At 58.8% G+C, this 23360-nt stretch carries 16 protein-coding genes and 1 other RNA gene; 5 read left to right on the top strand and 12 right to left on the bottom strand.

Features of this window, described 5'->3' with window-relative positions:
• Positions 1–80: 80 nt before the first annotated feature.
• From R5R33_RS16070 to R5R33_RS16055, 4 genes are all read right to left on the bottom strand, one after another.
• A complete protein-coding gene (locus R5R33_RS16070; protein WP_318953715.1) occupies positions 81–968 on the bottom strand; it encodes a MaoC family dehydratase in 888 nt (295 codons plus the stop codon).
• Between the two features lie 195 nt (positions 969–1163).
• Positions 1164–3338 (bottom strand): prolyl oligopeptidase family serine peptidase, encoded by a 2175-nt coding sequence (locus R5R33_RS16065; protein ID WP_318953714.1) that lies wholly within the window; start codon positions 3336–3338, stop codon positions 1164–1166.
• Between the two features lie 184 nt (positions 3339–3522).
• Complete coding sequence (locus R5R33_RS16060) at positions 3523–4893, bottom strand: SLC13 family permease (RefSeq protein ID WP_404810375.1); 1371 nt, start codon at positions 4891–4893, stop codon at positions 3523–3525.
• 2 nt (positions 4894–4895) lie between these two features.
• Positions 4896–6518, bottom strand: a complete 1623-nt coding sequence (locus R5R33_RS16055; protein ID WP_318953712.1) for a metallophosphoesterase family protein — start codon at positions 6516–6518, stop codon at positions 4896–4898.
• 153 nt (positions 6519–6671) lie between these two features.
• Between R5R33_RS16055 and R5R33_RS16050 the strand changes: the two genes are divergently transcribed.
• Positions 6672–7544 carry a M90 family metallopeptidase gene (locus R5R33_RS16050; RefSeq protein WP_318953711.1) on the top strand — a complete coding sequence of 291 codons (873 nt, stop codon included), beginning with the start codon at positions 6672–6674 and terminating at the stop codon, positions 7542–7544.
• Here R5R33_RS16050 and R5R33_RS16045 read toward each other — a convergent pair.
• The 4 genes from R5R33_RS16045 to R5R33_RS16030 form a co-directional block, all read right to left on the bottom strand.
• The gene (locus R5R33_RS16045; protein ID WP_318953710.1) at positions 7435–8100 is read right to left on the bottom strand and encodes a nucleotidyltransferase family protein; all 666 of its coding nucleotides are present in this window, start codon (positions 8098–8100) and stop codon (positions 7435–7437) included. The two genes, R5R33_RS16050 and R5R33_RS16045, sit on opposite strands and share 110 nt — an antisense overlap.
• Positions 8101–8158: 58 nt before the next feature.
• Complete coding sequence (locus R5R33_RS16040; protein WP_318953709.1) at positions 8159–12196, bottom strand: translocation/assembly module TamB domain-containing protein; 4038 nt, start codon at positions 12194–12196, stop codon at positions 8159–8161.
• 2 nt (positions 12197–12198) lie between these two features.
• On the bottom strand, positions 12199–13881 hold the full coding sequence (locus R5R33_RS16035; protein WP_318953708.1) for an autotransporter assembly complex protein TamA: 1683 nt from the start codon (positions 13879–13881) through the stop codon (positions 12199–12201).
• A gap of 287 nt (positions 13882–14168) precedes the next feature.
• On the bottom strand, positions 14169–14555 hold the full coding sequence (locus R5R33_RS16030; protein ID WP_318953707.1) for a hypothetical protein: 387 nt from the start codon (positions 14553–14555) through the stop codon (positions 14169–14171).
• A 275-nt stretch (positions 14556–14830) separates the two neighbouring features.
• Here R5R33_RS16030 and R5R33_RS16025 point away from each other — a divergent pair, with 275 nt between their 5' ends.
• The gene (locus tag R5R33_RS16025; protein WP_318953706.1) at positions 14831–14974 is read left to right on the top strand and encodes a DUF3149 domain-containing protein; all 144 of its coding nucleotides are present in this window, start codon (positions 14831–14833) and stop codon (positions 14972–14974) included.
• Positions 14975–15125: 151 nt separating this feature from the next.
• On the opposite strand, the gene R5R33_RS16020 is transcribed toward R5R33_RS16025, so the two are convergent.
• A complete protein-coding gene (locus R5R33_RS16020) occupies positions 15126–17099 on the bottom strand; it encodes an acetoacetate--CoA ligase (RefSeq protein ID WP_318953705.1) in 1974 nt (657 codons plus the stop codon).
• Positions 17100–17302: 203 nt separating this feature from the next.
• On the opposite strand from R5R33_RS16020, the gene R5R33_RS16015 reads away from it, so the two are divergent.
• Positions 17303–18208, top strand: a complete 906-nt coding sequence (locus tag R5R33_RS16015; protein ID WP_318953704.1) for a LysR family transcriptional regulator — start codon at positions 17303–17305, stop codon at positions 18206–18208.
• A gap of 98 nt (positions 18209–18306) precedes the next feature.
• On the opposite strand, the gene R5R33_RS16010 is transcribed toward R5R33_RS16015, so the two are convergent.
• The 3 genes from R5R33_RS16010 to ffs all read right to left on the bottom strand — a co-directional run bounded on the left by R5R33_RS16010 (position 18307) and on the right by ffs (position 21377).
• Positions 18307–18777: a Dps family protein gene (locus R5R33_RS16010; protein ID WP_318953703.1), complete on the bottom strand. Its 471-nt coding sequence runs from the start codon at positions 18775–18777 to the stop codon at positions 18307–18309.
• Between the two features lie 245 nt (positions 18778–19022).
• Positions 19023–20966, bottom strand: coding sequence for a M2 family metallopeptidase (locus R5R33_RS16005; protein ID WP_318953702.1), 1944 nt, complete (start codon positions 20964–20966; stop codon positions 19023–19025).
• Between the two features lie 314 nt (positions 20967–21280).
• Positions 21281–21377: signal recognition particle sRNA small type (gene ffs, locus R5R33_RS16000), an RNA gene on the bottom strand.
• Between the two features lie 269 nt (positions 21378–21646).
• Between ffs and R5R33_RS15995 the strand changes: the two genes are divergently transcribed.
• Entirely contained in the window at positions 21647–22489 is an 843-nt protein-coding gene (locus R5R33_RS15995) for a 6-carboxytetrahydropterin synthase (RefSeq protein WP_318953701.1), read from the top strand.
• A gap of 5 nt (positions 22490–22494) precedes the next feature.
• Positions 22495–23226, top strand: coding sequence for a 16S rRNA (uracil(1498)-N(3))-methyltransferase (locus tag R5R33_RS15990; RefSeq protein WP_318953700.1), 732 nt, complete (start codon positions 22495–22497; stop codon positions 23224–23226).
• The last annotated feature ends 134 nt before the right edge of the window (positions 23227–23360 follow it).

The raw sequence follows: 23360 nt of genomic DNA, 5'->3' as shown, positions 1-23360 counted from the left end.
GCACCCTGGTGCCGGCTTTTTTTGCCAACGCTGGCCCACCGAGTGTGGGCGACTCAATCTCCCTTCACTGTTCATGACAGTCAGTTGCGCACAAGCGTACCGGTCAGGTGCGCCCGCTTTCCGCCGGCACTGGTGACCGCGAATACGGTGGTATCGTCGCTTTGCTGCGACTGGAAGCACACCTCTGCGGGTAGAAATACCGGTTTGATAAATGCGACATCCAGCGTGAAACTGTCCGGCAGTACGCCACCAAAGGTCTCGGTCTCCAGCGCCGCCAGGCAGCGCGCCTTGGTCCACATGCCGTGGGCGATGGCACGGGGAAATCCGAACAGTTTCGCCGTCGGTGCGCACAGGTGGATGGGGTTGCGGTCGCCGGAAATACTCGCATAGCGCCGGCCAGTATCCGCCGGTACCCACCAGGCGCTGCTGGTGGCCTCGCTGAGATCCGGTGCGCCGCCGGCCTGCCCCGCGCGAGATTTTGGCCTCTGCTGATGTTGCGCCCGACTCAGCAGGGTACTCACGCACTCCCACACCAAATCACCGGCCACACGCACGCTGGTGATGAGTTCGAATTCATACCCACGCTTAACCGCCACCGGCGGGCGCAGGTCACAGCGGATTTCCATCACGTCATTTTCCCGCAGCGGGCGGCGCTGCGTGATGCGATTGCCGATGTGCACCACCCCCAATACCGGGAAGGGGAAGGCCTCGCTCACCAGCAGTTTCAACTGCAGCGGCATGGCGAGCACAAAAGGATAGGTAGCCGGCAGGTGCTGGCCGGGAGCAAAGCCACAGACCTCGCGATAAGTCCGCAGCAGCACGCGGTCAATTCGCTGGTTGTGCAGGGTGACGCTGGCGAGAACCTGCTCGGCATCACCACTGAAGCTACCGGGCTTACGGGCAGTCAGGGCACGGAAATACAGCGGCAGTATGGCCGGGCGGGTATTGAGATCAAACTGTAACGGCATGTGTGTATTTACTGCGCGAGGCGCAGTGGCAATCCTGTGCATCTTAACAACGGGCTCCGCATGATAATTCGAATGGGAACGGGCAGGTAGCCTACTCCGACGCCATTCTGCCGGTCGTTCGTGCCGCAATAATGACAAAACCCGGCGATGGCCGGGTTTTGCGTAGAGAAATGCGAAAACGGATGAAGCCCGGAATCAGCTCTGGGGCAACTCGGCCACACCCATGTTGTACAGGGTGAATCCAAAGATATCCGCATACTGCTCAATGGACTTGGACACCGGAGTGCCAGCACCGTGGCCCGCATTGGTTTCGATGCGGATCAGGGTCGGCGCCGCACCGGACTGCTTGGACTGCAGCTCGGCGGCAAACTTGAAGGAGTGCGCCGGTACCACACGATCATCGTGATCCGCGGTGGTGACCAGGGTCGCCGGGTAATTCACACCCGCCTTCACATTGTGCACCGGGGAGTAGCCCTTCAGGTACTCGAACATTTCCCGGCTCTGCTCGGCAGTGCCGTAGTCGTAGGCCCAACCGGCGCCGGCGGTAAAGGTGTGATAGCGCAGCATGTCCATCACGCCCACCGCGGGCAGCGCCACTTTCGCCAGGTCAGGGCGCTGAGTCATGACCGCACCCACCAGCAGGCCACCGTTGGAACCGCCGCGAATCGCGAGGTAATTACTGGAGGTGTAGCCCTGCTCCACCAGGTATTCACCGGCGGCGATAAAGTCATCGAACACATTCTGCTTCTGCAGCTTGGTACCGGCATCGTGCCAACGCTTGCCGTACTCACCGCCACCGCGCAGGTTCGGCACCGCGTACACACCACCCAGTTCCAGCCACACCGCGTTGGGAATACTGAAGGATGGCGTCAGGCTGATATTGAAACCGCCGTAGCCGTACAGGATGGTCGGGTTCTTGCCGTCGAGTTTGAGACCTTTTTTGTAGGTGATCAGCATCGGCACCTTGGTGCCGTCCTTGGAGGTATAGAACACCTGCTTGGATTCGTAACCCGCCGGGTCGAATTTCGCACCGGACTCGCGGTAAACGCTGGACACGCCCTCTTCCACATCAAACGCAAAAATGGTGGACGGGGTCTTGTAGTTGGTGAAGGTGTAATACAGTGTTTTGTCTTCGCGCTTGCCGTCGGGGGAGCTCACGCTGCCCGGTCCCGGCAAGGCGATTTCACGCACCTGCTTACCGTTGTAGTCGTACTGATAGACCTTGGACAGTGCGTCCACCATGTATTCGGCAAAGAAGTAGCCACCGCCGGTGGAGGCCGTCAGTACATGCTCGGTTTCAGCAATAAAGTCTTGCCAGTTTTCCGGTGTCGGATTGGCTGCGTCCACGGTGACAATTTTTTTGTTGGGCGCGCCGCGGTCGGTCACCAGGAACAGCTTGCTGCCCTGGTTGTCGATCACGTAAGTGTCGGAATCAAAATCTGTCACCACCGGCACCAGGCTTGCATCGGCCTTGGTGAGATCGACAATAAACAGATCGTTACCGGAGGTGGAAGTGGCCCCGGAAATCATCAGGTAGTGATCGTCCTCGGTCACGGTGCCGGATACATAGCGACGCTTCTGCGCTTCGGTACCGCCAAATACCAGCGCATCTTCAGACTGCGCCTGACCCAACTTGTGGTAATACAGTTTGTGCTGGTCGGTCTTGGCGGAGAGCTCGCTGCCTTCCGGCTTGTCGTAGCTGGAATAATAGAAGCCTTCATTGCCTTTCCAGGAAATGCCAGAGAACTTCACATCCACCAGCGGTTGCTCAAGTACTTCTTTGGTTTCCGCATTGATGATGTAGATTTTGCGCCAGTCACTGCCGCCTTCTGAAACTGAGTAGGCGGCGATGGAGCCATCTTTGGAAAATTTCAGGGTCGAGAGCGAGGTGGTGCCGTCTTCACTGAAGGTATTCGGGTCGAGGAAAACTTCTGCTTCACCGTCGCCCTTCTTACGCCACACCACGTACTGGTTCTGCAGGCCGTCATTACGGTAGAAGTAGGTGTAGTCCCCCTCTTTGAAAGGCGAACCCACTTTTTCATAGTTCCACAGCGCTTCCAGGCGCTGTTTCAGGGTGTGGCGATAGGGAATTTGATCCAGATAATCAAAGGTGACCTTGTTCTGGGATTTCACCCACGCCTCGGTCTCCGCGCTGCGGTCGTCCTCCAGCCAGCGATAGGGATCGGCGATCTGGGTGCCGAAATAAGTGTCGGTAATATCGCCCTTACGGGTCTGCGGGTAGGTCAACGCCGCCATTTGGACTGCGGGGGCCGCCACTTCGGCTTCACTCATGGATTTGGTTGCCTCCGGGGATTCTCCCGAGCAGGCGGCGAGCACGCCGGCCACTGCCAATACGGATAGTTTTTTCATTATTCGGGTTCCTCCGGGTTGTCCCCACTACATTGATCGGATTTTGCAGAACCGATAGGAAACCCAATTCCCGCGGGCAGATCAAGGAAATGCCAAAATACGGAAAAACGCCCGTTTTCTATCGGAAAAAACAAATGATTTCGAAACATAAAACTATCAACGGGCAAATCGCCAAACAAATCACCTACACCAGCATCACTCCGCATACCCCGGCAATCACCAGGGAGGCAAGCACGCTCAGCACCGCGCCCTCGCGCACCATTTCCTGAATCCGCAACTTACCGGTGCCGTAAACGATGGCATTGGGGGCGGTGGCCACTGGCAACATAAAGGCACAGCTCGCGCACATGGCGGCGGGAATCATCAGTACCATTGGATCAAATCCGGCACTGGTGGCGACCACGGCGAGAATCGGCATCAGTAGCGTGGCGGTTGCGGTATTGCTGGTGATTTCTGTAAGGAAAGTGACCGATAAGCACAGCAGGATCAGCATCAGCCACAGGGGCATATCCGTGAGGAAGGTGAGCCCCTGCCCCATCAGGTCGCTGAGACCGGAAATCTCAAAGCCCTTGGCGATGGCGATACCACCGGCAAACAACAACAGCATGCCCCAGGGGATGCTCTCTGCCGTTGGCCAGTCCAGCAAACGGCCGCCCTTGCCATTGGGGATGAGGAACATCAGCACCACAGCGCCGAGGGCCACGGTGCTGTCACCGGCACCTTCCACGCCCAGCAGACCGCTCCAACCGCCAAAAGGCTCGCTGCGGGTGACCCAGAACAGGATCGCCAGCGCGAACACCAACAGCGTACGCACTTCCTCCGGCCGCCAAGCCCCTACCGCTGGCGACTCAAGAGGTTTTTGCAGGCGGATCCCACGGGTCAGCCACAGGGCCATCAATGGCAGCGTGATCAGCACCACCGGCAAGCCGATTTTCATCCAGCTGACGAAGCTGAATTCCCGCCCGGTGACCTCCTCGTAAATCCCCATAAAGATCACGTTCGGCGGTGTGCCCAGCGGGCTGCCGACACCACCGAGACTTGCGGCATAGGCAATACCCAGGATCAGCGCCACGGTGAGACGGTGATTGTCAGCGCGGGACAGGATGGCCAGTGCAATGGGCAACATCATCAGGGTGGTGGCCGTGTTGGAGATCCACATGCTGAGCAGTCCCGACGCCAGCATGAAACCCAGTACCAACTGCCGCCCGCTGGAGATGCCCACCAGTTTCAGCATATAGAGCGCCAGCCGCTCGTGCGCGCCGCTTTTTTCCAGCGCCTTGGACAGCATGAATGCGCCCATCAGCAACAGGATCACATGGCTGCCCAGTGACGACGCCACCAGCTTGTGATCCCCAACACCGAACAGCGGCAGCAGCACAAACGGCACAATCGAGGTAGCTGGAATTGGCAGTGCCTCGGTGATCCACCACACCACCGTAAGCAGGGTGATGGCCGCAGTCACCGCCGGTAGATAGGACATACCGAGCGAGGTCAGCAAAAAATAACCGCCTATTGCAACTGCAGGACCAAGAAAGAAAAATGGGGTTTTAGACATAATCAATCCTGGGCTTCAGCAACGAGCGCCTCGGCTTTGCGCCGCGGTTCGTTAACAGGTTCTGATTTAGGCTCCCGAACTGGCTCAGCCGCACGATTTGCATTGACCGCGCGCCGGCGCAGCAGGAAATCCTCCGGTTCCCAGTCATGCTTGGGCGCACCATCGGCATCCCGCTGATTTACGCTCCAGCAGCGGACATGCACGTTGATTCCATCTGCCACACGGGAAAAATTCAGCGTGGCGAAATTGTTATCAGAGATATGGCCAATGATTTTTTTGCGGGAAGTCCCCACTCTCAGGTAATCCACCTCTGCGCGAATCCCAGTAATGGGCCTGTCAGGAAAAATTGCGGGTTTCTTTTCCGGCCTGTTGCCCGCGCTCGGCAGGCAGGACAGTGCGGTGGATACCACTTCCACCACCTGCTTTCCGTTCAGTTCCATCCGTGCGAGACGACTGTAGTGCACATCCCCGGCCAGGATCAGAATATCCTGCGAGCAATCATTCAGCGCCTGCACCAGGGGTTCGTATTGACTGGTATCCGCCAGGGAATGATCGCCAAACCCCAGTTTCACCGCCAGAGCGGAAATTGTTCCCTTGACCTTGTCCTTGAAGTTCTTGCCCTTGCGCAGGTGCCAGTTGGTCAATAGCGGCGCGGGCAATACCAGTACCCCGGGGCATGTTAACGCCCGCAGCCAGGTACACACCCGTGCAAGGGTGATGGCATCGGTAAACGCAGTGTCGTACCCGGGCTGCCGTTGCAGGCAGGTGTCGAGATAGAAAAATTCCAGCTCATCACCAATAGCAAACTGACCCGAGGCGCTCCCCGCGGGCAGCTGATAAGCGTCAAACAGCGCCTGTGCGCATGCACGCCACGTCTGTTGCAGATTTTTTTGTTTTAGCCCACCAAAAAAACCCGGGGCATTTGGGTAGTCATTCCAGAACTCATGATCACCGGCCAGGAAATGGTGATTGCCGGAGCGCAGTACCCGATACAATCCGCGGCTCCAGTTATTGCGATATTCCGCAGAAAAAATCCGATTCAATTCGGCTTTACAGTCTGCATCACTCATGCGGGCGAGACGCTGGGACTTAAACAGACTGAGCCCAGGAATCAGCCGGGATCCCCAACCCGCTGTACCGACGGCCGTATCCAGATATACCTGATCGCCCCCCAGAAATGAAACGTCGGGCCGGCGGTTTTGTGGAAGCGCTTCGAAGGCTTCTCCCAGCGCGCCTTTGTCTTCCTTGCCGTAGAAGCAAGAGCCGTACCAGACATTGAAACCGTCAGCGAGATTGTCCGGGCGCGCGCGACACTCCGCGTCCGTGAGCTTTACCGCTTCACCCGACGCATCCAACGCCCACAGGGAAAAATGATATCGGCAGCCGGCGATAACCGGTAGCCGCAGCAGGGTGTAACGCAGGGAGGGCGCGGCGCGCTCCAGTACCACCGGAATATCCCGGCAATCTGCCTCGCATGCCTGCGCCGGCAAACCGTCTTGCGGTGTACAGCGTAACCACATACGCTCGGGCAACAACTCACCGTGCACCCCTATCCAAAGCTGTAACCTGCCATGCTCACAATAACCATGCGGCACCAGCATAAAACCAGAAGTTGTCGCATCCATACCCTGACATTCCTGCCTGTTTTTCATTTTTGTTATGCATTTTCGCCCTCTTTAATACGGGCGCGCCACATGGTCGCAGAATATCACCAGAGGTCAACACAACCGCCAACTGGGATAAACTGACCGGCAAGTGATATTTACAGGGACTTAGATTTGGGAACTTTCTTCGCGATTATTCTGTTCGCCATTATGATCTGGGTGGTACCGATGATGTGGCAGCGCACCCGTCGCCACTACCTGCGCTCGCGTCCGCTGAGCCGGCAGCAGACAACGATCCTGGCGAACCGGCTTGCGCTGTTCCCGTACCTTCCAAAGACAAGGCAGGTAGAGCTGAAGCGCAATGTCAGCCTGTTTTTGCGGGACAAGGAATTTGTCGGCTGCGAAGGCCTCATTATCACGGAAGAGATGCAGGTGGTGATCGCTGCCCACGCCTGCGTGTTGCTACTTGAGCGCCACAACAACTGCTATCCGGACCTGCGCACGGTGCTGGTGTACCCGGGTGCCTATGTGGCAGAGGAAACGCGCTACGATGGCTACATTCGTTCCACCCACCTGAGCGCCCGTGCCGGCGAGGCGCATTATCGCGGGCCGGTGGTGTTGTCGTGGCAGGACCTGCAACAGGGGCTTGCGCATCCCGAGCGGGGACACAATGTGGCAATTCACGAGTTTGCCCATAAGCTGGACGAAGAGGATGGTCACGTTGACGGGCGGCCGCCGTTTGCGAAAAGTGCCGACGGCAAGAACTGGGCTCCGGTGATGCGGGAGGCCTTCGACGAATTGCGCCAGCGGATTCACGCGCTGCGTGGGGAGGTTGAGTCAAAGGGTGCAGGCAGTGACACTCCACCGTCGGTTCTGGACACCTACGGCGCCCAGTCCCCGGCGGAGTTTTTTGCAGTGGCCACCGAGGCCTATTTCATTATTCCAGTGGCGATGGCTGCGACTCACCCTGCGCTGTATCGCGAGATGCAAAAATTTTACCGAACAGATCCTGCCGCACTGCTGCGTGGAAGTCGTCCGGACGGTTGATATCGCAGTTGATTGCCGGGTCCGGGACTTCCACGTCATACACCGCATCGCTATAAATACGCAGCACCTTTTCCACGCCGGTACGGCGCAGGCGCGAAAGTGCGGTGAGATAGCGACGTCCGATGGCGATGGGATAGCCGCGGGTTCCCGCACACACGGGCACGCAGATGCGATCTTCCCGGACCGCTTGCAGCAGTGCCACTATGGTTTCAGGCTCGACGAAGGGCATATCCCCGAGGCACACCAGTACCGCCTTGGGATTTGCGCCCTGTCGCTGAATCTGTTCGACACAGGACGCGAGACTGGCGCCGATACCCACGGGCCACACCGGCGCATGGAGAACCTGTACCGGCATTTTGCTGAGACCGTTGGCGATTACCGGGTCGCGGGCGCGAATAACCACTTGCACCTGGGTATTTTCAAGGGTGGAGGCTGCTGCCAGTGCAGTCTGCAGGGTGCGCAGCAACATGGGTTCACCCTGAATGCTTGCGAGGCGTTTGTCACCACCGAAGCGATGAGAGTAACCGGCGGCCAGGACGACTATCGAATATTCCATTTCGTTTTCTCCCATCGTTTTTTATCACGTATTTTTAACGTTCATTTTTTATAGACGGTCAGTAATCCTTCTTCCACTGCAGTTCCACACTTCCGCCGCCACTTTCCTCGTTGTCTGCGGACCTGATATCCAGGCGCAGATTTTTACGCAGCTCGATCTGCATTTCCGCCCGCCACGGGTTTAGCGGATCGGTGCTGCGCTGCAGCTCGAGATAGATGCGGCTGGTGATGTACTTGCCGAGGCTCAGCGAGTACTGGTCCTCCCCTCCTTCGGTAGCCTCGGATTCGAAGTCCAGGGTATCCAGCCCCACCAGATCACGGGTGCTGGCGAGCGGGTCGAATCCGGTGCCACCGGTCTGCAGGGTGCGCACCACCGTGACCAGACGCACCGCCTGCAGTGGCGAAATATCCGTCAGGGACTTGCCGAACAGCAGCTGCGCGAAAATCTCATCCTGGGCGGCTTCCGGGCTGGAACTGAACTCGATTTTCGGGTTATCGGTGGTGCCGGAAATCTCCGCAGTGATCTCCCCTTCCGGATAGGTATGCACCCCCTTCACATAGATGACCGCGACATTGTTCTGGAACTGTACCTGCCCTTCCTGCAGTTCGAACTTCTTGCCCAACAGGTCAAACTTGCCACGCACAATGGTGAGGGTGCCGGACGCCTGTGGATCCGCGGCGGTACCGGCGATATCCACCTTGCCCTTGAGATTGGAATCGAGCCCGAGGCCGCGCACGTAGGATTGCTGATCCAACACGATTTCCAGGGCCAGGGCGATATTGCCCAAAAGCTCGGAACTCTCCCGCTCCTCGCCACCGTCCACTTGCACTTCGATCACGTCGATTTCCGGCACACTGCTGCCAATAAAGTGCTCCACCTGCACCGCCAGCGGCCGCAGATTCAGGGAGCCCGCCAGCAGTGCATCTTCGGTGTTGCCAGTGAGGCGCAGTTCGCCGGAGAAGGCGCCCTTGGCACCGGGCATATTGAGCAGGTGCGCGTTGCGCGCGGTCACGGAAAAATCCAGTGACGGCGGCTCCGGCGCGTTGAACGTCACTTCACCGGCGAGATCCACCCGCCCGCGGTCGCCATCGCGCGCACTGGCCTCCACCACTCGCCAGGCTTCCGGGGTGAGATCGGCAACGAAAACGATATTGGTCAGGCGCGTATTGCTGGGGCGGTGCTCGTAGGAGCCGCCCTGCAGGTTGATCTTGCCGCGGGCGTTGGGTGCCGCGCTGGTGCCATCCGCCACCAGGTTGAAGTCCAGCCGGCCGCGCATGGTGTGGATTTCCGGGTCGAAGAAGGCGCCGAGTGCCGCGAGGTCGGCGGTGCCATTGGCCTCAAGATCGATGGGCAGTGGTGGCGATTCACCCGCGGGCTTCTCGCGAAAAAGCTGTTCGAGGATCGGGGCGATAGCGAGGGTGGCCTGGGCATCCGCGGCGGTACGGCTGCCGTGGCTGGCATCCAGGTTCATTTCCAGGTCGCCGTCTCGCGTCTGCCACTCCAGCGCCAGAATCAGGGGCGACTGCACCAGGGCATCATCCCGCAGTGCGGGCGCACGACCGCTGATCCGCAGCTCGCCGGCAAGGTCCGGATCTTTCGGGGTACCGCGAGCGGTGGCCCACAGGTTCAGCTCGCCGCTGTCACTGATATCCGCACTCAGCCACTCTTCAAAATCCGCCAGTACCGCCTGGGCGCGCAGTTCAAGATCCAGCGCATCCGCACTCAGGCTACCGTGGGCGGTCAACTGGTTGCGGCCGGCCCACAGCAGTTTTACGTCCGACAGCTGTACCTGCGCCTTGCCGTAACTGACATCACCCTGCACTTGCCAGGGCTCACCGCGATATTCCCCCAGCCCAAGGATATTGGCGGTAGCCTCGGGATCGCTGAAGGGACCGGTAAACTGGCCGTCGATACTGAGTTCACCGCGCAGTGAAGGCGGCAGGTTCACCCCCGCAAGGCGCGCAAGCCGCAGCGGGATATTGCGCCCGGCCACACTGCCGTTGGCGCGCTGGGCCTTGGGTTCCACCACACCGTTCAACTCCAGCCAGGCGTTGCCGCGCTGGCGCGCTTGTTCCGACTCCGCCGCCAGCGCCGCCGTGCCGGCTACACGCTCCGGCGATTGCTGCAGAGGATTTTCCGGGGTTGTTTCGGGTTTTTCATCCGGCAGCAGCGACTGCTCGGGCGTTGCCGGCGAATCTGCTCCGCCACTGGCGATCGCCGCCGCTGCCGCGCCGGTGAAGAGATCCAGTCGCAAGTGATCGAAAGTAATAGCCTCCGCATTACCAGCGGCGCCGCCGCGCAGGCGGTAACGGTACTCGCGGTACTCGCCGTCAGACGACAGGCGCGCAGACATTTTCGGGTTGTCCCAGGGCCCATTGACCGACACCACCGCATCCAGGCTGACTTCGGTGCCCTCGTCCACAGGCAGTCCGAACTGTTCGGCGGGCTTCAAGCCGCGCGCGGCCACATCCAGCTGGAACTGCAGTGCTTTGCGCTCGACATTCACTTCGCCGCTGCCACTTACCCTGAGCCCTTCGCCCTCCAGCAGCAGATCACTCACCGCAAATTTATTCAGGTCGCCCTCGGCTCTGCCCTGTAAACGCGTCTCCAGTTCCTGGTAGCGCACATCACTGGCGAGCTTTACCCCAAGGCGCGGATTCTTCCACGGGCCGACGGCGGTCACCTGCAAACGCTCGATAGTGCCATCCAGCTCAGGGGGGATTTCGAGCTCTCGGGTTTCCTCGAGAGAGGCGAGAATCCGGCGGATTTCCACAAACGGCAGTTGCGCTATCTGCCCCTTCAGATCGATCGACTCGCTGCCGATGTCCACGCTGCCGCTGGCATCCAGTTGCGCTTTCGCCAGCCGCAGGCGCGCGGTGCGGAGGTAGATCTTGTCGCCAATGGTTTCCACTTTGCCGGTTAGATGCAGCGGCTGCTTTTGATAGGACGTCTTGAGCTCCAGGCTACCGTCCGCATTGGGTAGTGCAAGCGGCCCTTTCACGGCGAGGTCGGCGGTCAGCCATCCCCCCTGAACAAAGTCCTGCCACGGCTGGGAAATAGCGACGGGCAGGCGATTCAGCAATACCTTGAGGTCCATGGTCTCACCGTCGATGCGACCGCGAATGCTGTGGCGGGTGTCGTCCACCGTGAGTGTCAGATCGTCGGTAACCACGGACCAGGGCGACAAGACCACATCCCCATGACCGCTCAAGCCAAAGCGGTGCTGCACCAACGGCAGCGAAAAACGCTCGGCCGTGACTTTCAGCTGATTGTCACCGACAAGTTCCAGCAGGAATTTACCGTCCGCATCGAGATTCTCCCCCTCGGGCAGCAACAACCTACGCGGCAGAAAGCCCCCTGCGGCCTCACTGGCGGACAGGGTGAGCGCATACTCTGTATCGCTCTGCATCTCGCCCTTGAGCTGCAGGTGCATCTGGTGCCCTTTCTCATTGCCAGACTCACTCCTCGGGACTTCGGCAATATCCAGCGTCAACGCGGATTCGCGCTCCGGCCACCGATAAACGCCCTCACCGTTGACCGCCACCACGGGGAAATCCTTGAGAGCCTTGTCGACGACGGTAAGCTGCTGCACGGCCAGGCGCTCGAGCCAGATGGCGGGTATCGAGGGCGCACCGGCCTCCTCCGCGACCTCTTTCACTTCATCGTCGCTGACGTGAGCTTGCAGGTATTCCCCCAGCAGCGTGTTGTCGAACACAAAGGACTGCGCGCTCAGCTCTGGAATATGAATCTGGTTTTGCCACAGGCGCTCTATATCCAGCTGCAGTGTCAGTTTGCGCCCCTCCACCATGCTCTGATCCTGGTAGCGCACTTGCAGCCGTTCGAAGTACCAGCGCCCGAGTTGCGGGCTGCCGATGCCCTCGGCGTCGATGGCGAGGTCCGGCAGATAATGGCGGGCGATGGCGATGCCGCCATTGGTCAACGCCACACGCCCGCGCTCTGTGCCTACCAGGAATATCGCCCCTATCAATGGCAGTAATAGTGCAATGGCGATCAGCGTCAGGCGCGGCCAGTACCGGCCCCGGCGCCGTTTGCTGCGTCCCGCTTCACGCGAGGTGGGTGAGGATTGCTCAGACATGATCAGAATGCCTGCCCCAGGCTCACGTAGATCTGGTAACTGCTGTCATCCAGATCATCGCGGCGGTCCAGCGGGAAGGCAATATCAAAGCGCAGTGGCGCAAACGAAGTCATGTAGCGCACACCGAGTCCCGCGCCCCAGTAGAGATCGTCAAAACTCGGCTGCGGATCGGCATAGGCATTACCGCCATCCAGAAACAGCACCCCGCCCCAGGTCTCGGTAAAGCGGAAGCGGCCCTCGAGCGACACTTCGCTGAGCGCACGCCCGCCGATGGGGTCCGACAACGTCGGCGGTTCACCGGGAACGGTGGAAGGTATCAGCCGCCGCGGCCCCAGGGCCTGGTAGCTGTAGCCCCGTACGGAGCCACCACCACCGGCGTAAAAGCGCTCGTCTGCAGGGATATCCAGGTTGTCGATACCGCTGATTACACCGGCCTTGATGCGCACCGCCAGGGTCGGGTCAAATTTGGTCTCTTCGGAGGTGAGATACCCGGTAGCGACCAGCGTATTTTTTACAAAACGGGTACCGGTTCCCTTGAGGTCAAAATAGGGTTTGATCTCCATCGCCACGGTGGCACCGCGATGGGCATCCAGCAGGTTGTCGGTGGTGTCTATCTTGAGGCCCAGAGGAAACGCCAGCAGGTTGTAGCTCTCGCTTTCCTGCCCCTCCTCCTGCACATCACTGAACTTCAGCTCACTGCCAACACTGAAGGTGCGATGTTTGGTGTGGCGACGGGAAAGAGTACCGCCAAAAGTGATGGCCTCAGACTGGTAGGAATCGCGATCTTCATTGGAGGCTTCAGCCTTGGCGGTGAAGTCCTGGTCGTCGCGGAAGAAGCGCGGCACCAATAGTTCGCCCTTGAGGGATTGTTTGACCTCGTTGACCCGGGTTTCCACCTCGATTTTTTCGCCGCGCCCGAGAATATTGCGGTGCTCCCAACCTGCGGAGACACCGGCCCCCTCATCGGAGGTGTAGCCCACACCGAGGCGCACGGTGCGATGTTTGCGCTCGATCACTACAAAGGTAATGTCGACGATCCCCTCATCGGGTTCGGATACCTCGGCGTTCACACCCGCAATCAGGTTGGTGCGCAACAGGCGCAATTTTGCGGTATCCAGCTTGTTGCGGCTGAAGCAGTCTCCCGGTTTCATCTGCAGGCGCTTGCGCAGGAACTCCTCATTTACCGTTTCCACGCCCTGCACGTGCACCTGCCCGATATGAACCTCGGGGCTCTTGGCCACCCGGTATTCCAGGCGCGCAGCGTGTTCGCTGTGAATGACCGTTGCCTGGTATTTCACATTCACATTGAGCAGGCATGCGTTTTCCGCAAGATAGCTCTCTATTTTTTTGACGCCCTCTTTGACCTTCTCGGCTTCCAGCGGGTCGCCTTCCTGTAAACCCACCCCGGGGAACCCCGCCTTGAGGTGTACCGGCATGCGCACATTGATGGATTTGATGCGGAACTGCTCCCCGGGCACAACCCGGTAAAGGATCTCGCCATCGGTCACGGACTGGCGCACACGCCCGTCGTAGTAGCCGCGAGAGCGCAACAGTTTCTCCAGGGTACCGCGCTCGTAGCGCGCTACATCCACTGGATCTTCATAAGACTTGAGTACACTGCTGGTTTTGCGCTGTTCGTTCAGCTGCTCGCGCAACCAGTCCTGCAGCTCACGATCTTCGGCCACACGAATTTTGAATTTGGGAAGGTTGTCAAAAAAAGGCAGCGCGAAGCCTTCCTGTGGTAGCAGCAATAACATCGCCGCCAACAGGACTGCAGTAAATATCGAAGGGAATACCGCTCTTCGAGCGAACTGGAAATCGCGCAACTCTACAACCCACTTGCCAATCATCACCACTGCGACGCTATTGGAGATAGAAAGTTGCGAAAGGTTTGGCAACTTTACCGGTCTTTACATCCGCGCAGTGGTTATTGTGCACGGGCGCAGCCACTCTCTCCGATCCGCCAGCAGACTCAGCGCCCCGGCGCTACCGGGTTGCCGGTGCGCTCCATCAGCGGATTGCAGTTTTTGATGATGACCCGACCTTCCAGCAGATTGCCCTTGGAGTATTCGCTGAAAATGCACTCATTGGAGCGCGGATCATAGTTCTCCACCCAGAGGTTGTCGTCTTTCCAGGTGGAGCCCAGGTGCCGCTGCCCCTCAGGTACGCTGATGCGCATGACACCACCGAAGCGTTTAACGAACACCTGTTCGAAGTGGAAGTAGTAAGCGAGCCAACCTGCCAGAAAGATGATGGCGGCGACGATGGCACCCTTACTGAGGCTGCCCAGCCGGCTGCCGGCAAACAGGCTCAAAATGACGAGAGCGATAACGGCGGCCCAATACAGGTATGTAATCATGCTTATCTTCCGTGACGTTATTGGTTTACGGGCACTGTTTTTTGCTACCAACAGGGTAGCGCAGATTGGCTGGCGCGGCATAGCGCGGATGGCAGGGAAACCGTTCGAGGGAGGGGGACGGAATCTACACAGGCAGACGTTCGGCTCTACCTGAACTCAGAGCCGGGACCGCAAAATCTACCACCGGCTTGATTTGGGTCAAGGGCGCCAGCGGGCGCCACTCTACACTGGGGACATGTAAAAACAAGAGATTAGTTTCAACTCAGGAGGCCGTCATGGACGCAATGATCGATCTTTTCACCAGCTTTTCTGGCCTGTTGAGCCTGGGCATTATCGGGTTCGTATGTGTTATGGCCGGATACTTTACCCGCATGGCCCTGAACAAAATGAACAAGGAGCTGGAGCAACAGGCCAAATAGCTATTCACCAGCCCTGCCTACCATCTATCTGTAAGTAAGTTTTTGCGTGATCGTGCTATCAGCAGCGATCACGCATGCTACGTCTGGCCCGGCATTTTTATGCGGAAGATGCAGCGTTATACATTGTGACGGCGATTAGTCTCGTACCTTATTACTCCGTCGCCAGTTCAGGCAGATTCTCAAACAGTTTCAGCGCCTGCGGATTCGCCAGTGCCTCCTGGTTCTTTACCGGCTTGCCATGTACCACATTGCGCACCGCGAGCTCGACAACCTTGCCGCTGATGGTACGGGGAATATCCGCCACCTGGATCACCTTGGCGGGCACATGACGCGGGGTGGTGTTGGCGCGGATGGTGGCGCGGATTTTCTGGGTCAGTTCTTCGTCCAGCGTCAGCCCCTGGCGCAACACCACAAACAGCACCACGCGCACATCGTCGCCCCAGTCCTGGCCGATACAGATGCTGTCCAGCACCTCTTCCACCTTCTCCACCTGGCGGTAGATTTCTGCAGTGCCAATACGTACGCCGCCGGGGTTCAGCACCGCGTCGGAGCGTCCGTAAATGATCACACCGCCGTGTTCGGTGATTTCCGCATAGTCGCCGTGGGCCCAGACACCAGGCCAGCTGTCAAAGTAGGCGCCGTGGTACTTGCTACCGTCGGCATCGTTCCAGAAACCGATCGGCATACAGGGGAAAGAGCTGGCGCAAACCAGCTCGCCCTTCTCTTCCAGCACCGGCTTGCCGTCGTCGCTCCACACCTGTACCGCCATGCCGAGGCCACGGCACTGCAGTTCACCCGGGTATACCGGCAGGGTGGGGTTACCGAGGGCAAAGCAGGAAACGATGTCGGTACCACCGGAAATGGAACTCAGGCAGACATCGGACTTGATATCCCGGTACACATAGCGGAAGCCCTCGTGCGCGAGTGGTGAACCCGTGGACAACACCGCACGCAGACGCTCGAGCTTGTGACTCTCGCGCGGTTTGCAATCGGCCTTTTCCAGGGCGGCGATATATTTGGCGCTGGTGCCAAACACGCTGATGCCCTCCTCGTCCGCCATATCCCACAAGCACTGAGCCGCCGGGTAAAACGGCGAACCATCGTACAGCACCAACGTGGCACCGCAGGCGAGGCCGCTCACCAGCCAGTTCCACATCATCCAGCCACAGGTGGTGAAATAGAACAGGGTATCGTCGCGGGAGATATCCGTGTGCAGTCGGTGCTCTTTGATATGTTGCAGCAGCGTACCGCCCACCCCGTGCACGATGCACTTGGGAACTCCGGTGGTACCGGAGGAATACATGATGTACAGGGGGTGATTGAATTCGGTTTGCTCAAACGTGAGCGGGCGCGCCGGCGCCTTTGCGACAAACTCATCGAGAGTGATCGCGCGATCCAGCCCGACGATACCCTCTGCGGTCTGTTGCGCAGAGCGGGCTACGGGCACCACGACCAACTTTTGGATCGAGTCTATCTGCTCGACGATCTGCTGCAGGCGCGGCAACGAGTCGATGACCTTGCCGTTGTAGAAATAACCTTCGCAGGCGAACAGGATTTTGGGCTCAACCTGGCCGAAGCGGTCCAGCACACCGTTGATACCGAAGTCCGGGGAACAGGATGTCCAGATGGCTCCGAGACTGGTAGTGGCGAGCATGGCCACCACGGTGTCGATGATATTCGGCATAAAGCCGGCAACACGATCGCCTCTGACCACACCGGCAGCTGCCAGCGCTGCGGCGAGTCGCTCTACATTTTCGAACAGCTGGCCATAGCTCAGCTCGCGACGGCTGCCGTTCTCCAGCCGCTCGATCAGCGCCGGCTTGTCATCGCGGAAGCGCAACAGGTTTTCGGCGAAATTCAGCCGCGCCTCGGGAAACCACTCCGCGCCGGGCATGGAGTCGCGCCCCAGAACCTGCGAACCGCGAACACTGGCGACAACCTGACCGAAATCCCATAGCTGGTTCCAGAACTGCTCGCGGTTCTCCACCGACCACTGGTACAGGGCGTGATAATCCGGCAGTGACTGCTGGTACTGCTCATTGACCTGACGGCGAAACTGATCCATTTGGGTGGTGGCGATGGTCGCTGCCGTGGGTTGCCACAGGGGTTGCGCTGGGTTGCTCATCTCGACTGGCTCTTCTCTTATTGTCGGTTTAGCGATCGGGCCTCTGGTGATTCACGGAAGAAACCATGCCCGCCTGAATGGTTGACCATTATTGGCTATCTCGCCATGTGAACAATCATGCCTTGGTCTAACACTTAAGACTAATTTAAACTTGTTAACGACTGTTAAATTTTACTTAATCAATACGAGCTTGAGTTAGCACCGTGAGCACGACCGTCAAGCAATTGCGCGCCTTTGTTGCCGTGGCCAGAACCCGCAGCCTCGCCGAGGCCAGCGCCCAACTGCACGTTTCCCAGCCGGCCATTTCCATCGCCATCCGCAGCCTGGAAGAATCCCTCGGTGGCGCCCTGTTTAGCCGCGACGGTCGCCAGCTGGTCCTCACCCCGGAAGGCACCACCTTTGTCGAACGCGCCCAGCAGCTGCTGCACAACTGGGACAACACCCTGGACGCGGTACAGCAGCGCTTTCGCCTGCAACAGGGGCAGCTATCCATTGCCGCCATACCCGCTTTCGCACTGAACCAGTTGCCGGAGCTTTTGCGGGAGTTTCACCGACGACACCCGGACATCAATATCGTGCTGGAAGATATTGTGATGGAGCGGGTGGTACATGCGGTGCAGCAGGGGCGCGCGGAACTGGGGATCAGTTTCCGCCCGGACGATCTCGGCAACCTGAGTTTTACCCCCATCGGCGACGACCGCTTTATCGCGGTGCTGCCTACCGACCACCGGCTACAGCGCAGAAAAACCCTGCGCTGGCAGGATCTCGCCCGCGAACCGTTTATTGCCATGAATCGGGGATCGGCCGTGCGCCGCTGGACGGATGAAGCCTTCTCCCAAAGCAAGGAAGAAGGCGCACAACCCCGACTGCTGTGCGAGGCGAACCAGCTCAGTACCATCGGCAGGCTGGTACAGACGGGTCTGGGTGTGAGCGCCGTGCCCAGCCTGTGCGAAGCGCAGATGCAATCCTACGGGCTGATCTGCAAACCGCTGACCGAGCCGGCACTCACTCACCAAGTGGGGGTTCTGGTGCGAGAATCAGGCGCACTGTCCGCGCCGGCGCAGGCGTTTTTATCCGTGGCGCTCGGCAGCCCGCAAGCCCAGGATTAATCCAAATAGACACCAAGTAGAAATGAAGGCGGAAATCACTGGGTACAGATAAAACAAAACCGGCCAGAGGCCGGTTCTTGAGGCAGGAACGGTTTCCTTTACTGGGCGGTAGCCCGCAGCATCCAAGCGGTTTTCTCATGCACACGCATACGGTCGGACACCAGCGCTGAGGTGGATTCATCCTCGCCCTCCTGGGCCGCTTTCAGCACCTCGCGACAGGTCTTCACTACCTGCTCATGGCCCTGGGTAAGGATACGCACCATGTCTTCCGCAGGCGGCACATCTTCCACTTCACTGATGGAGCTGAGTCCTGCAAACGCCTTATACGTACCCGGCGCCACCACATCCAGGGTGCGAATACGCTCGGCAATATCGTCTACCGCCGTCGCCAGTTCGGTGTACTGCTCTTCGAACATGAGATGCAATTCGCGAAACAGACGACCCGTAACATTCCAGTGGAAATAGTGGGTCTGCAGGTACAGAGTGTAGGAATCCGCCAGCAGTCGCTTCAGCCCATCCGCGATTTTTTCACGATCCTTTGCACCAATTCCGATATCAATATTGCTCATCAGCAACCTCTTTTTCTGGCTCGGGTTCAATCCTTTAGCGGAACCGGTCTGCCCGCAGATACTCTGCTTGAGCAGTCATTTTCCAGCCCCGCGAACGCTACCGGATGATGTCACCGGTATCAGTGACTTCATCTGATTTACATCAAGTCGTGCGTAATACTAACGTCTGCAATCGTTATTCAAACCCCCGACGCGATTGAGTGTGGATATACGGTCAATAGCCACACCCAATCGCCAGCAGTGGATTACCAACCGCATTCGCGATCTTTATTCTGCTCCTGCAGGTAAACCATCAGAGGCTGGAAGTAATCCACGATGGCTGAAGCATCAAGTTCGCGCTGGCCGGTAAGCGCTTCCATGGCATCCGGCCACGGCTTGCTTGCGCCCATGGCCAGCATGTTGCGCAGTTTTTTACCCGCAGCTTCATTTTTGAAAATGGAGCAGCGGTGCAGCGGGCCGGTCTCCCCTGCGGCCTCGCACAGTGCACGGTGGAACTGGAACTGCTGGATGCGCGCGAGGAAGTAACGCGCGTACGGCGTATTGCCGGGAATATGGTATTTGGCGCCCGGATCAAAGTTGGCTTCACTGCGCGCTACCGGAGCCTGAATGCCCTGGTACTCTTCCCGCAGTTTCCACCACGCCTTGTTGTAGTCTCCCGGCTGCACTTCGCCGTTGAAAACCTGCCAGCGCCACTTGTCCACCATCAGACCGAATGGCAGGAAGGCGATCTTGTCCAGCGCCTGCTGCATCAGATAGCCGAGATCCTTGTCCTCGCCGGGGATTTCGTCCATCAGGCCGATTTGCTTCAGGTATTTCGGCGTGATGGACAGCGCAATGGTATCGCCCACCGCTTCGTGGAAGCCGTCGTTAGCACCTTCTTTATAGAGGAAAGGCTGGTCGCTGTAGATACGCTGATAAAAGTTGTGCCCCAGCTCGTGATGGACGGTAATCAGGTCTTCACCGGTTTTGTTGATGCACATCTTGATACGGATGTCATCCTTACCATCCAGGTCCCAGGCGCTGGCGTGGCACACTACATCGCGATCCCGCGGCTGCACAAACTGCGAACGCTCCCAGAAGGTTTCCGGTAGCGGCTTGAAGCCCAGGGAGGTAAAGAACGTCTCGCCCGTCTTCACCATATCCTTCTCACTCATGCCGGAATCCACCACCAGCTGGGTGAGGTCGTAAGGCGCCTGCATATCCTCATCTTTGACGATGTCGTAGATGTTGCCCCACTCCTGCGCCCACATGTTACCCAGCAGGTGCGCGGGGATCTTGCCAGTAGCCGGGGCCACTTCATCCCCGTAGTGCTCGTTCAGTTTTGCGCGCACATGGCAGTGGAGCGCCTCATACAGCGGCTTCACCTTGTTCCACTGCTTGTCCATATCCGCGGCGAAGGCATCCGCCGGCATATCGTATTTGGAGCGCCACATCACACTGAGGTTGTCATAGCCAAGCTCCTTGGCACCGGCATTGCCAATCTCCACCTGGCGCTCGTACAGCGGCTTCATCGGCGGCGCCACCTTACGCCAGCCTACCCACAGGTCTTTCAGCTGTTTCGGGTCGCGGCTATTGGCCATGATCTGGCCCATTTCGGTCAGGGTGTAACATTTGGCCTCTGCATCCGCGCCGCCTGCAGCCGCCTTGGCATCCGTATTCTGGTCCGGGCAGTATTTGCCGGCACCGTACATGCCCTGCAACTTTGAACCGATCTGGGCGAGTTCCGCAGTCAGTTTGGGATCTTTCGGCGCGGGAAATACCAGCCCCTGCTTCAGCATGGTGAGCATGCGACGGGTTTCCGGGTCCAGGTCTGCGCCATCAAATTTCGCGGCCTCCTGTGCCAGCTCCACCGCCAGCGCGGTATAGCGTTCAACTGCCAATGCCTCGGTGTACTGGGAATCCATATTGATATAGGTGGACGCCACCCAGCTGGCATGGCTCACCTCCTCTGCCATTTTCTCAAGACGCTCCTGGGCACTGTCGAGAAAGGCCTTGGCATCGGCGCTGGAGGAGCCTGTCGATGCAGATTGGGTAGCAGCAGCGGGGGCCTGGTCGGCAGCTGCGTCGGCAGAGGCGTTCTCGGCAGTCGTGACGACCTCCGATTCCAGCACTTCCGGTTTGTCGGTTCCACGATCACATCCCGCTACCGCCAGGGTGGCAGCGGCTATCACCAACGCGAGCTTTTTCATCGGCATCCTCTGGTCTTTTTTCGAGTTATTTACTGAGTCAGCCCCGGAAACGGGGAGGCACAAATTGAATGACTGTCGCGATTTATAGCACATGCATCCGATCGGCCGGCACGAGGCCACTGCACGAGGGAACACATAGGCACCATATTCCCCATTTCACCGGGCGAATAGGGAATAATTTTGCACGATTAGGCGGCCGGCACAATCAACGCGATCGCGGCTGTGAACGGAATTTGGTCATGTTGCAGACCATTGGCAAAACAAAAAATTGGAACGTGGAAACAAAGGAGAGGAAAAGAGAGGATTGGAGGCAGCCCAACCAGCACACCCCCGGCACATGATGTCACTGCTACCGTTGCTCCCTTCCGGGCCTGGCGGGGTTCACAGCTGATCATTGCGAGGAGACCGGAAGGGCCGCCATCACGCTCGAGCACTCAGATTAGCGCAGCCCGTTGCTGGTGCAAGAACCGCTCTGTGGTCAGAAACTGCCTTGTGGCATAGACCGCCGCACTCGAAGAGGGCGCGATTATAGAGACTCAAGGCGCCAGGTGCCAGCCCCAATTCAACTTTCATGACTCACCAACGCAAATTCCTTGGCCACGAGGTCAATTTGAGCCCTCAAATGGCTATACTGTGCCGCGCCCAAAACCGGGCGAGATGTCACTGTTACCGGAATCAATATGCACCTGTTTGTCGACAGCCTTACCAACGTGGACTTCAGTTACCTCCACCACAGCCGCGGCATCGTGGGTGAAACCTGGCTCGCCAATGCCGCCCTCGACGGCGCGCTGGATCATCAGGGCATGGTGTGCGATTTCGGCATCGTCAAAAAAACCCTGCGCAACTGGCTCGACAGCGAGCTGGATCACCGCTTGGCTGTGCCTGCCGACGCCCCGAATCTGCAGCTCATTGCTAATGGCGAACAGATTGAACTGCATTGGAAACTGGACAGCGGTGAAACCATTAGCGTGAGCGGACCTGCGCAGGCATTTGCGCTGGTGGGCGCCGAACGTATTACCCCGGAATCCGTAGCCAACTGGTGTGTGCAGCAGCTGGACGGCATCTTCCCTACCAGCGTCGACCGCCTGAGCCTGGATTTCACCAGCGAAATTATCGACACGCCCTACTACCACTACAGCCACGGCCTGAAAAAACACGATGGCAATTGCCAGCGTATCGCCCATGGCCACCGCTCCCGTATCCGCATCGACCTGGATGGCGAGCGCAACAGCACCCTCGAAGCCGAGTGGGCCGAGCGCTGGGAAGACATCTATCTCGGCACCCGGGAAGACCTGGTCAAACAGGACGCCGACACCCTGCACTTTGCCTACCGCGCGCGGCAGGGGGATTTCACCCTGAGCATTCCCGCCAGCTATTGTGAATTGCTGGACTGCGACACCACGGTGGAACAACTGGCCCAGTACATTGCCGAAGAGCTCGCTGCGGCCAATCCCGGACACGACGTGCGTGTGCGCGCCTACGAGGGTATCGGCAAGGGCGCCGTTGCCAGCGCAAGGCGCTGAACCCAATGAATCTGGTCATTCTGGAACCGGGGGATTTTTTGTCCCCAGAGCACGCGCCCACGCAGATCGCGCTGCTTCGCGGCCGGCGTCTGCAGCACATTCTCGAGGTACACCGCGCCGAGGTGGGCGATGTTCTGAAAGTCGGGCTACTCGATGGCGACATCGGTGAAGGCAGGGTCCTGAAGCGCGAGGACAGCGGAGTTACTCTCGAGGTTACCCTGCACCGCGCGCCGCCGCCCCCGCTGCCCCTCACTCTGATCCTGGCGCTGCCGCGCCCGAAAATGCTGAAGCGCACCATCCAGCACGCCACAGCTCTCGGCGTAAAGAAGCTGTATCTCATCAACAGCTACCGGGTAGAAAAATCCTATTGGCAGAGCCCCTGGCTCGCAGAAGACCAACTGCGAGAACAGTGCCTGTTGGGGCTGGAGCAGGCTGTGGATACCGCCATACCACAAATTGAGCTGCGCAAACGCTTTAAGCCGTTTGTGGAAGATGAATTGCCTGCAATCGCCGCGGGCTCCCTCAAGCTGGTCGCCCACCCCGTCACCGACACTCCCTGCCCAGTGGATATTCACCAACCCGCCACGCTGGCAGTGGGGCCCGAGGGCGGCTTCATTCCCTACGAAGTGGAAAAGCTGCAGGAGGTGGGATTCCAGTCCGTACACCTGGGGCCGAGAATTCTGCGGGTGGAAACCGCGCTACCGGTATTACTGAGTAGACTTTTCCCAGCCCGCTAAGGTCTCCTTTCCAGGCGCCCAAGGACTTTTTGCCAGCGTTAAACATAAAAAAGCCGCGCTAAAAAGCGCGGCCATAAAGGCAGTCAAGACACTGCCGGGTCTCACAGAGCGGGGCGTGGGGACGCCCCGGAAGA

Origin of the sequence: Microbulbifer pacificus (assembly GCF_033723955.1) — a bacterium.
Lineage (GTDB): Bacteria > Pseudomonadota > Gammaproteobacteria > Pseudomonadales > Cellvibrionaceae > Microbulbifer > Microbulbifer pacificus.
This window is presented reverse-complemented; position numbering and strand designations above follow the sequence as displayed.

Excerpts from the sequence above, each read along its gene's own strand:
- R5R33_RS15990 (WP_318953700.1), top strand. The coding sequence starts at position 22,495 with ATGAATCTGGTCATTCTGGAACCGGGGGATTTTTTGTCCCCAGAGCAC.
- R5R33_RS15995 (WP_318953701.1), top strand. The coding sequence starts at position 21,647 with ATGCACCTGTTTGTCGACAGCCTTACCAACGTGGACTTCAGTTACCTC.
- R5R33_RS16040 (WP_318953709.1), bottom strand. The coding sequence starts at position 12,196 with ATGTCTGAGCAATCCTCACCCACCTCGCGTGAAGCGGGACGCAGCAAA.
- R5R33_RS16020 (WP_318953705.1), bottom strand. The coding sequence starts at position 17,099 with ATGAGCAACCCAGCGCAACCCCTGTGGCAACCCACGGCAGCGACCATC.
- R5R33_RS16045 (WP_318953710.1), bottom strand. The coding sequence starts at position 8,100 with ATGGAATATTCGATAGTCGTCCTGGCCGCCGGTTACTCTCATCGCTTC.
- R5R33_RS16030 (WP_318953707.1), bottom strand. The coding sequence starts at position 14,555 with ATGATTACATACCTGTATTGGGCCGCCGTTATCGCTCTCGTCATTTTG.
- R5R33_RS16055 (WP_318953712.1), bottom strand. The coding sequence starts at position 6,518 with ATGGATGCGACAACTTCTGGTTTTATGCTGGTGCCGCATGGTTATTGT.
- R5R33_RS16025 (WP_318953706.1), top strand. The coding sequence starts at position 14,831 with ATGGACGCAATGATCGATCTTTTCACCAGCTTTTCTGGCCTGTTGAGC.
- R5R33_RS16065 (WP_318953714.1), bottom strand. The coding sequence starts at position 3,338 with ATGAAAAAACTATCCGTATTGGCAGTGGCCGGCGTGCTCGCCGCCTGC.
- R5R33_RS16070 (WP_318953715.1), bottom strand. The coding sequence starts at position 968 with ATGCCGTTACAGTTTGATCTCAATACCCGCCCGGCCATACTGCCGCTG.
- R5R33_RS16005 (WP_318953702.1), bottom strand. The coding sequence starts at position 20,966 with ATGAAAAAGCTCGCGTTGGTGATAGCCGCTGCCACCCTGGCGGTAGCG.
- R5R33_RS16060 (WP_404810375.1), bottom strand. The coding sequence starts at position 4,893 with ATGTCTAAAACCCCATTTTTCTTTCTTGGTCCTGCAGTTGCAATAGGC.
- R5R33_RS16010 (WP_318953703.1), bottom strand. The coding sequence starts at position 18,777 with ATGAGCAATATTGATATCGGAATTGGTGCAAAGGATCGTGAAAAAATC.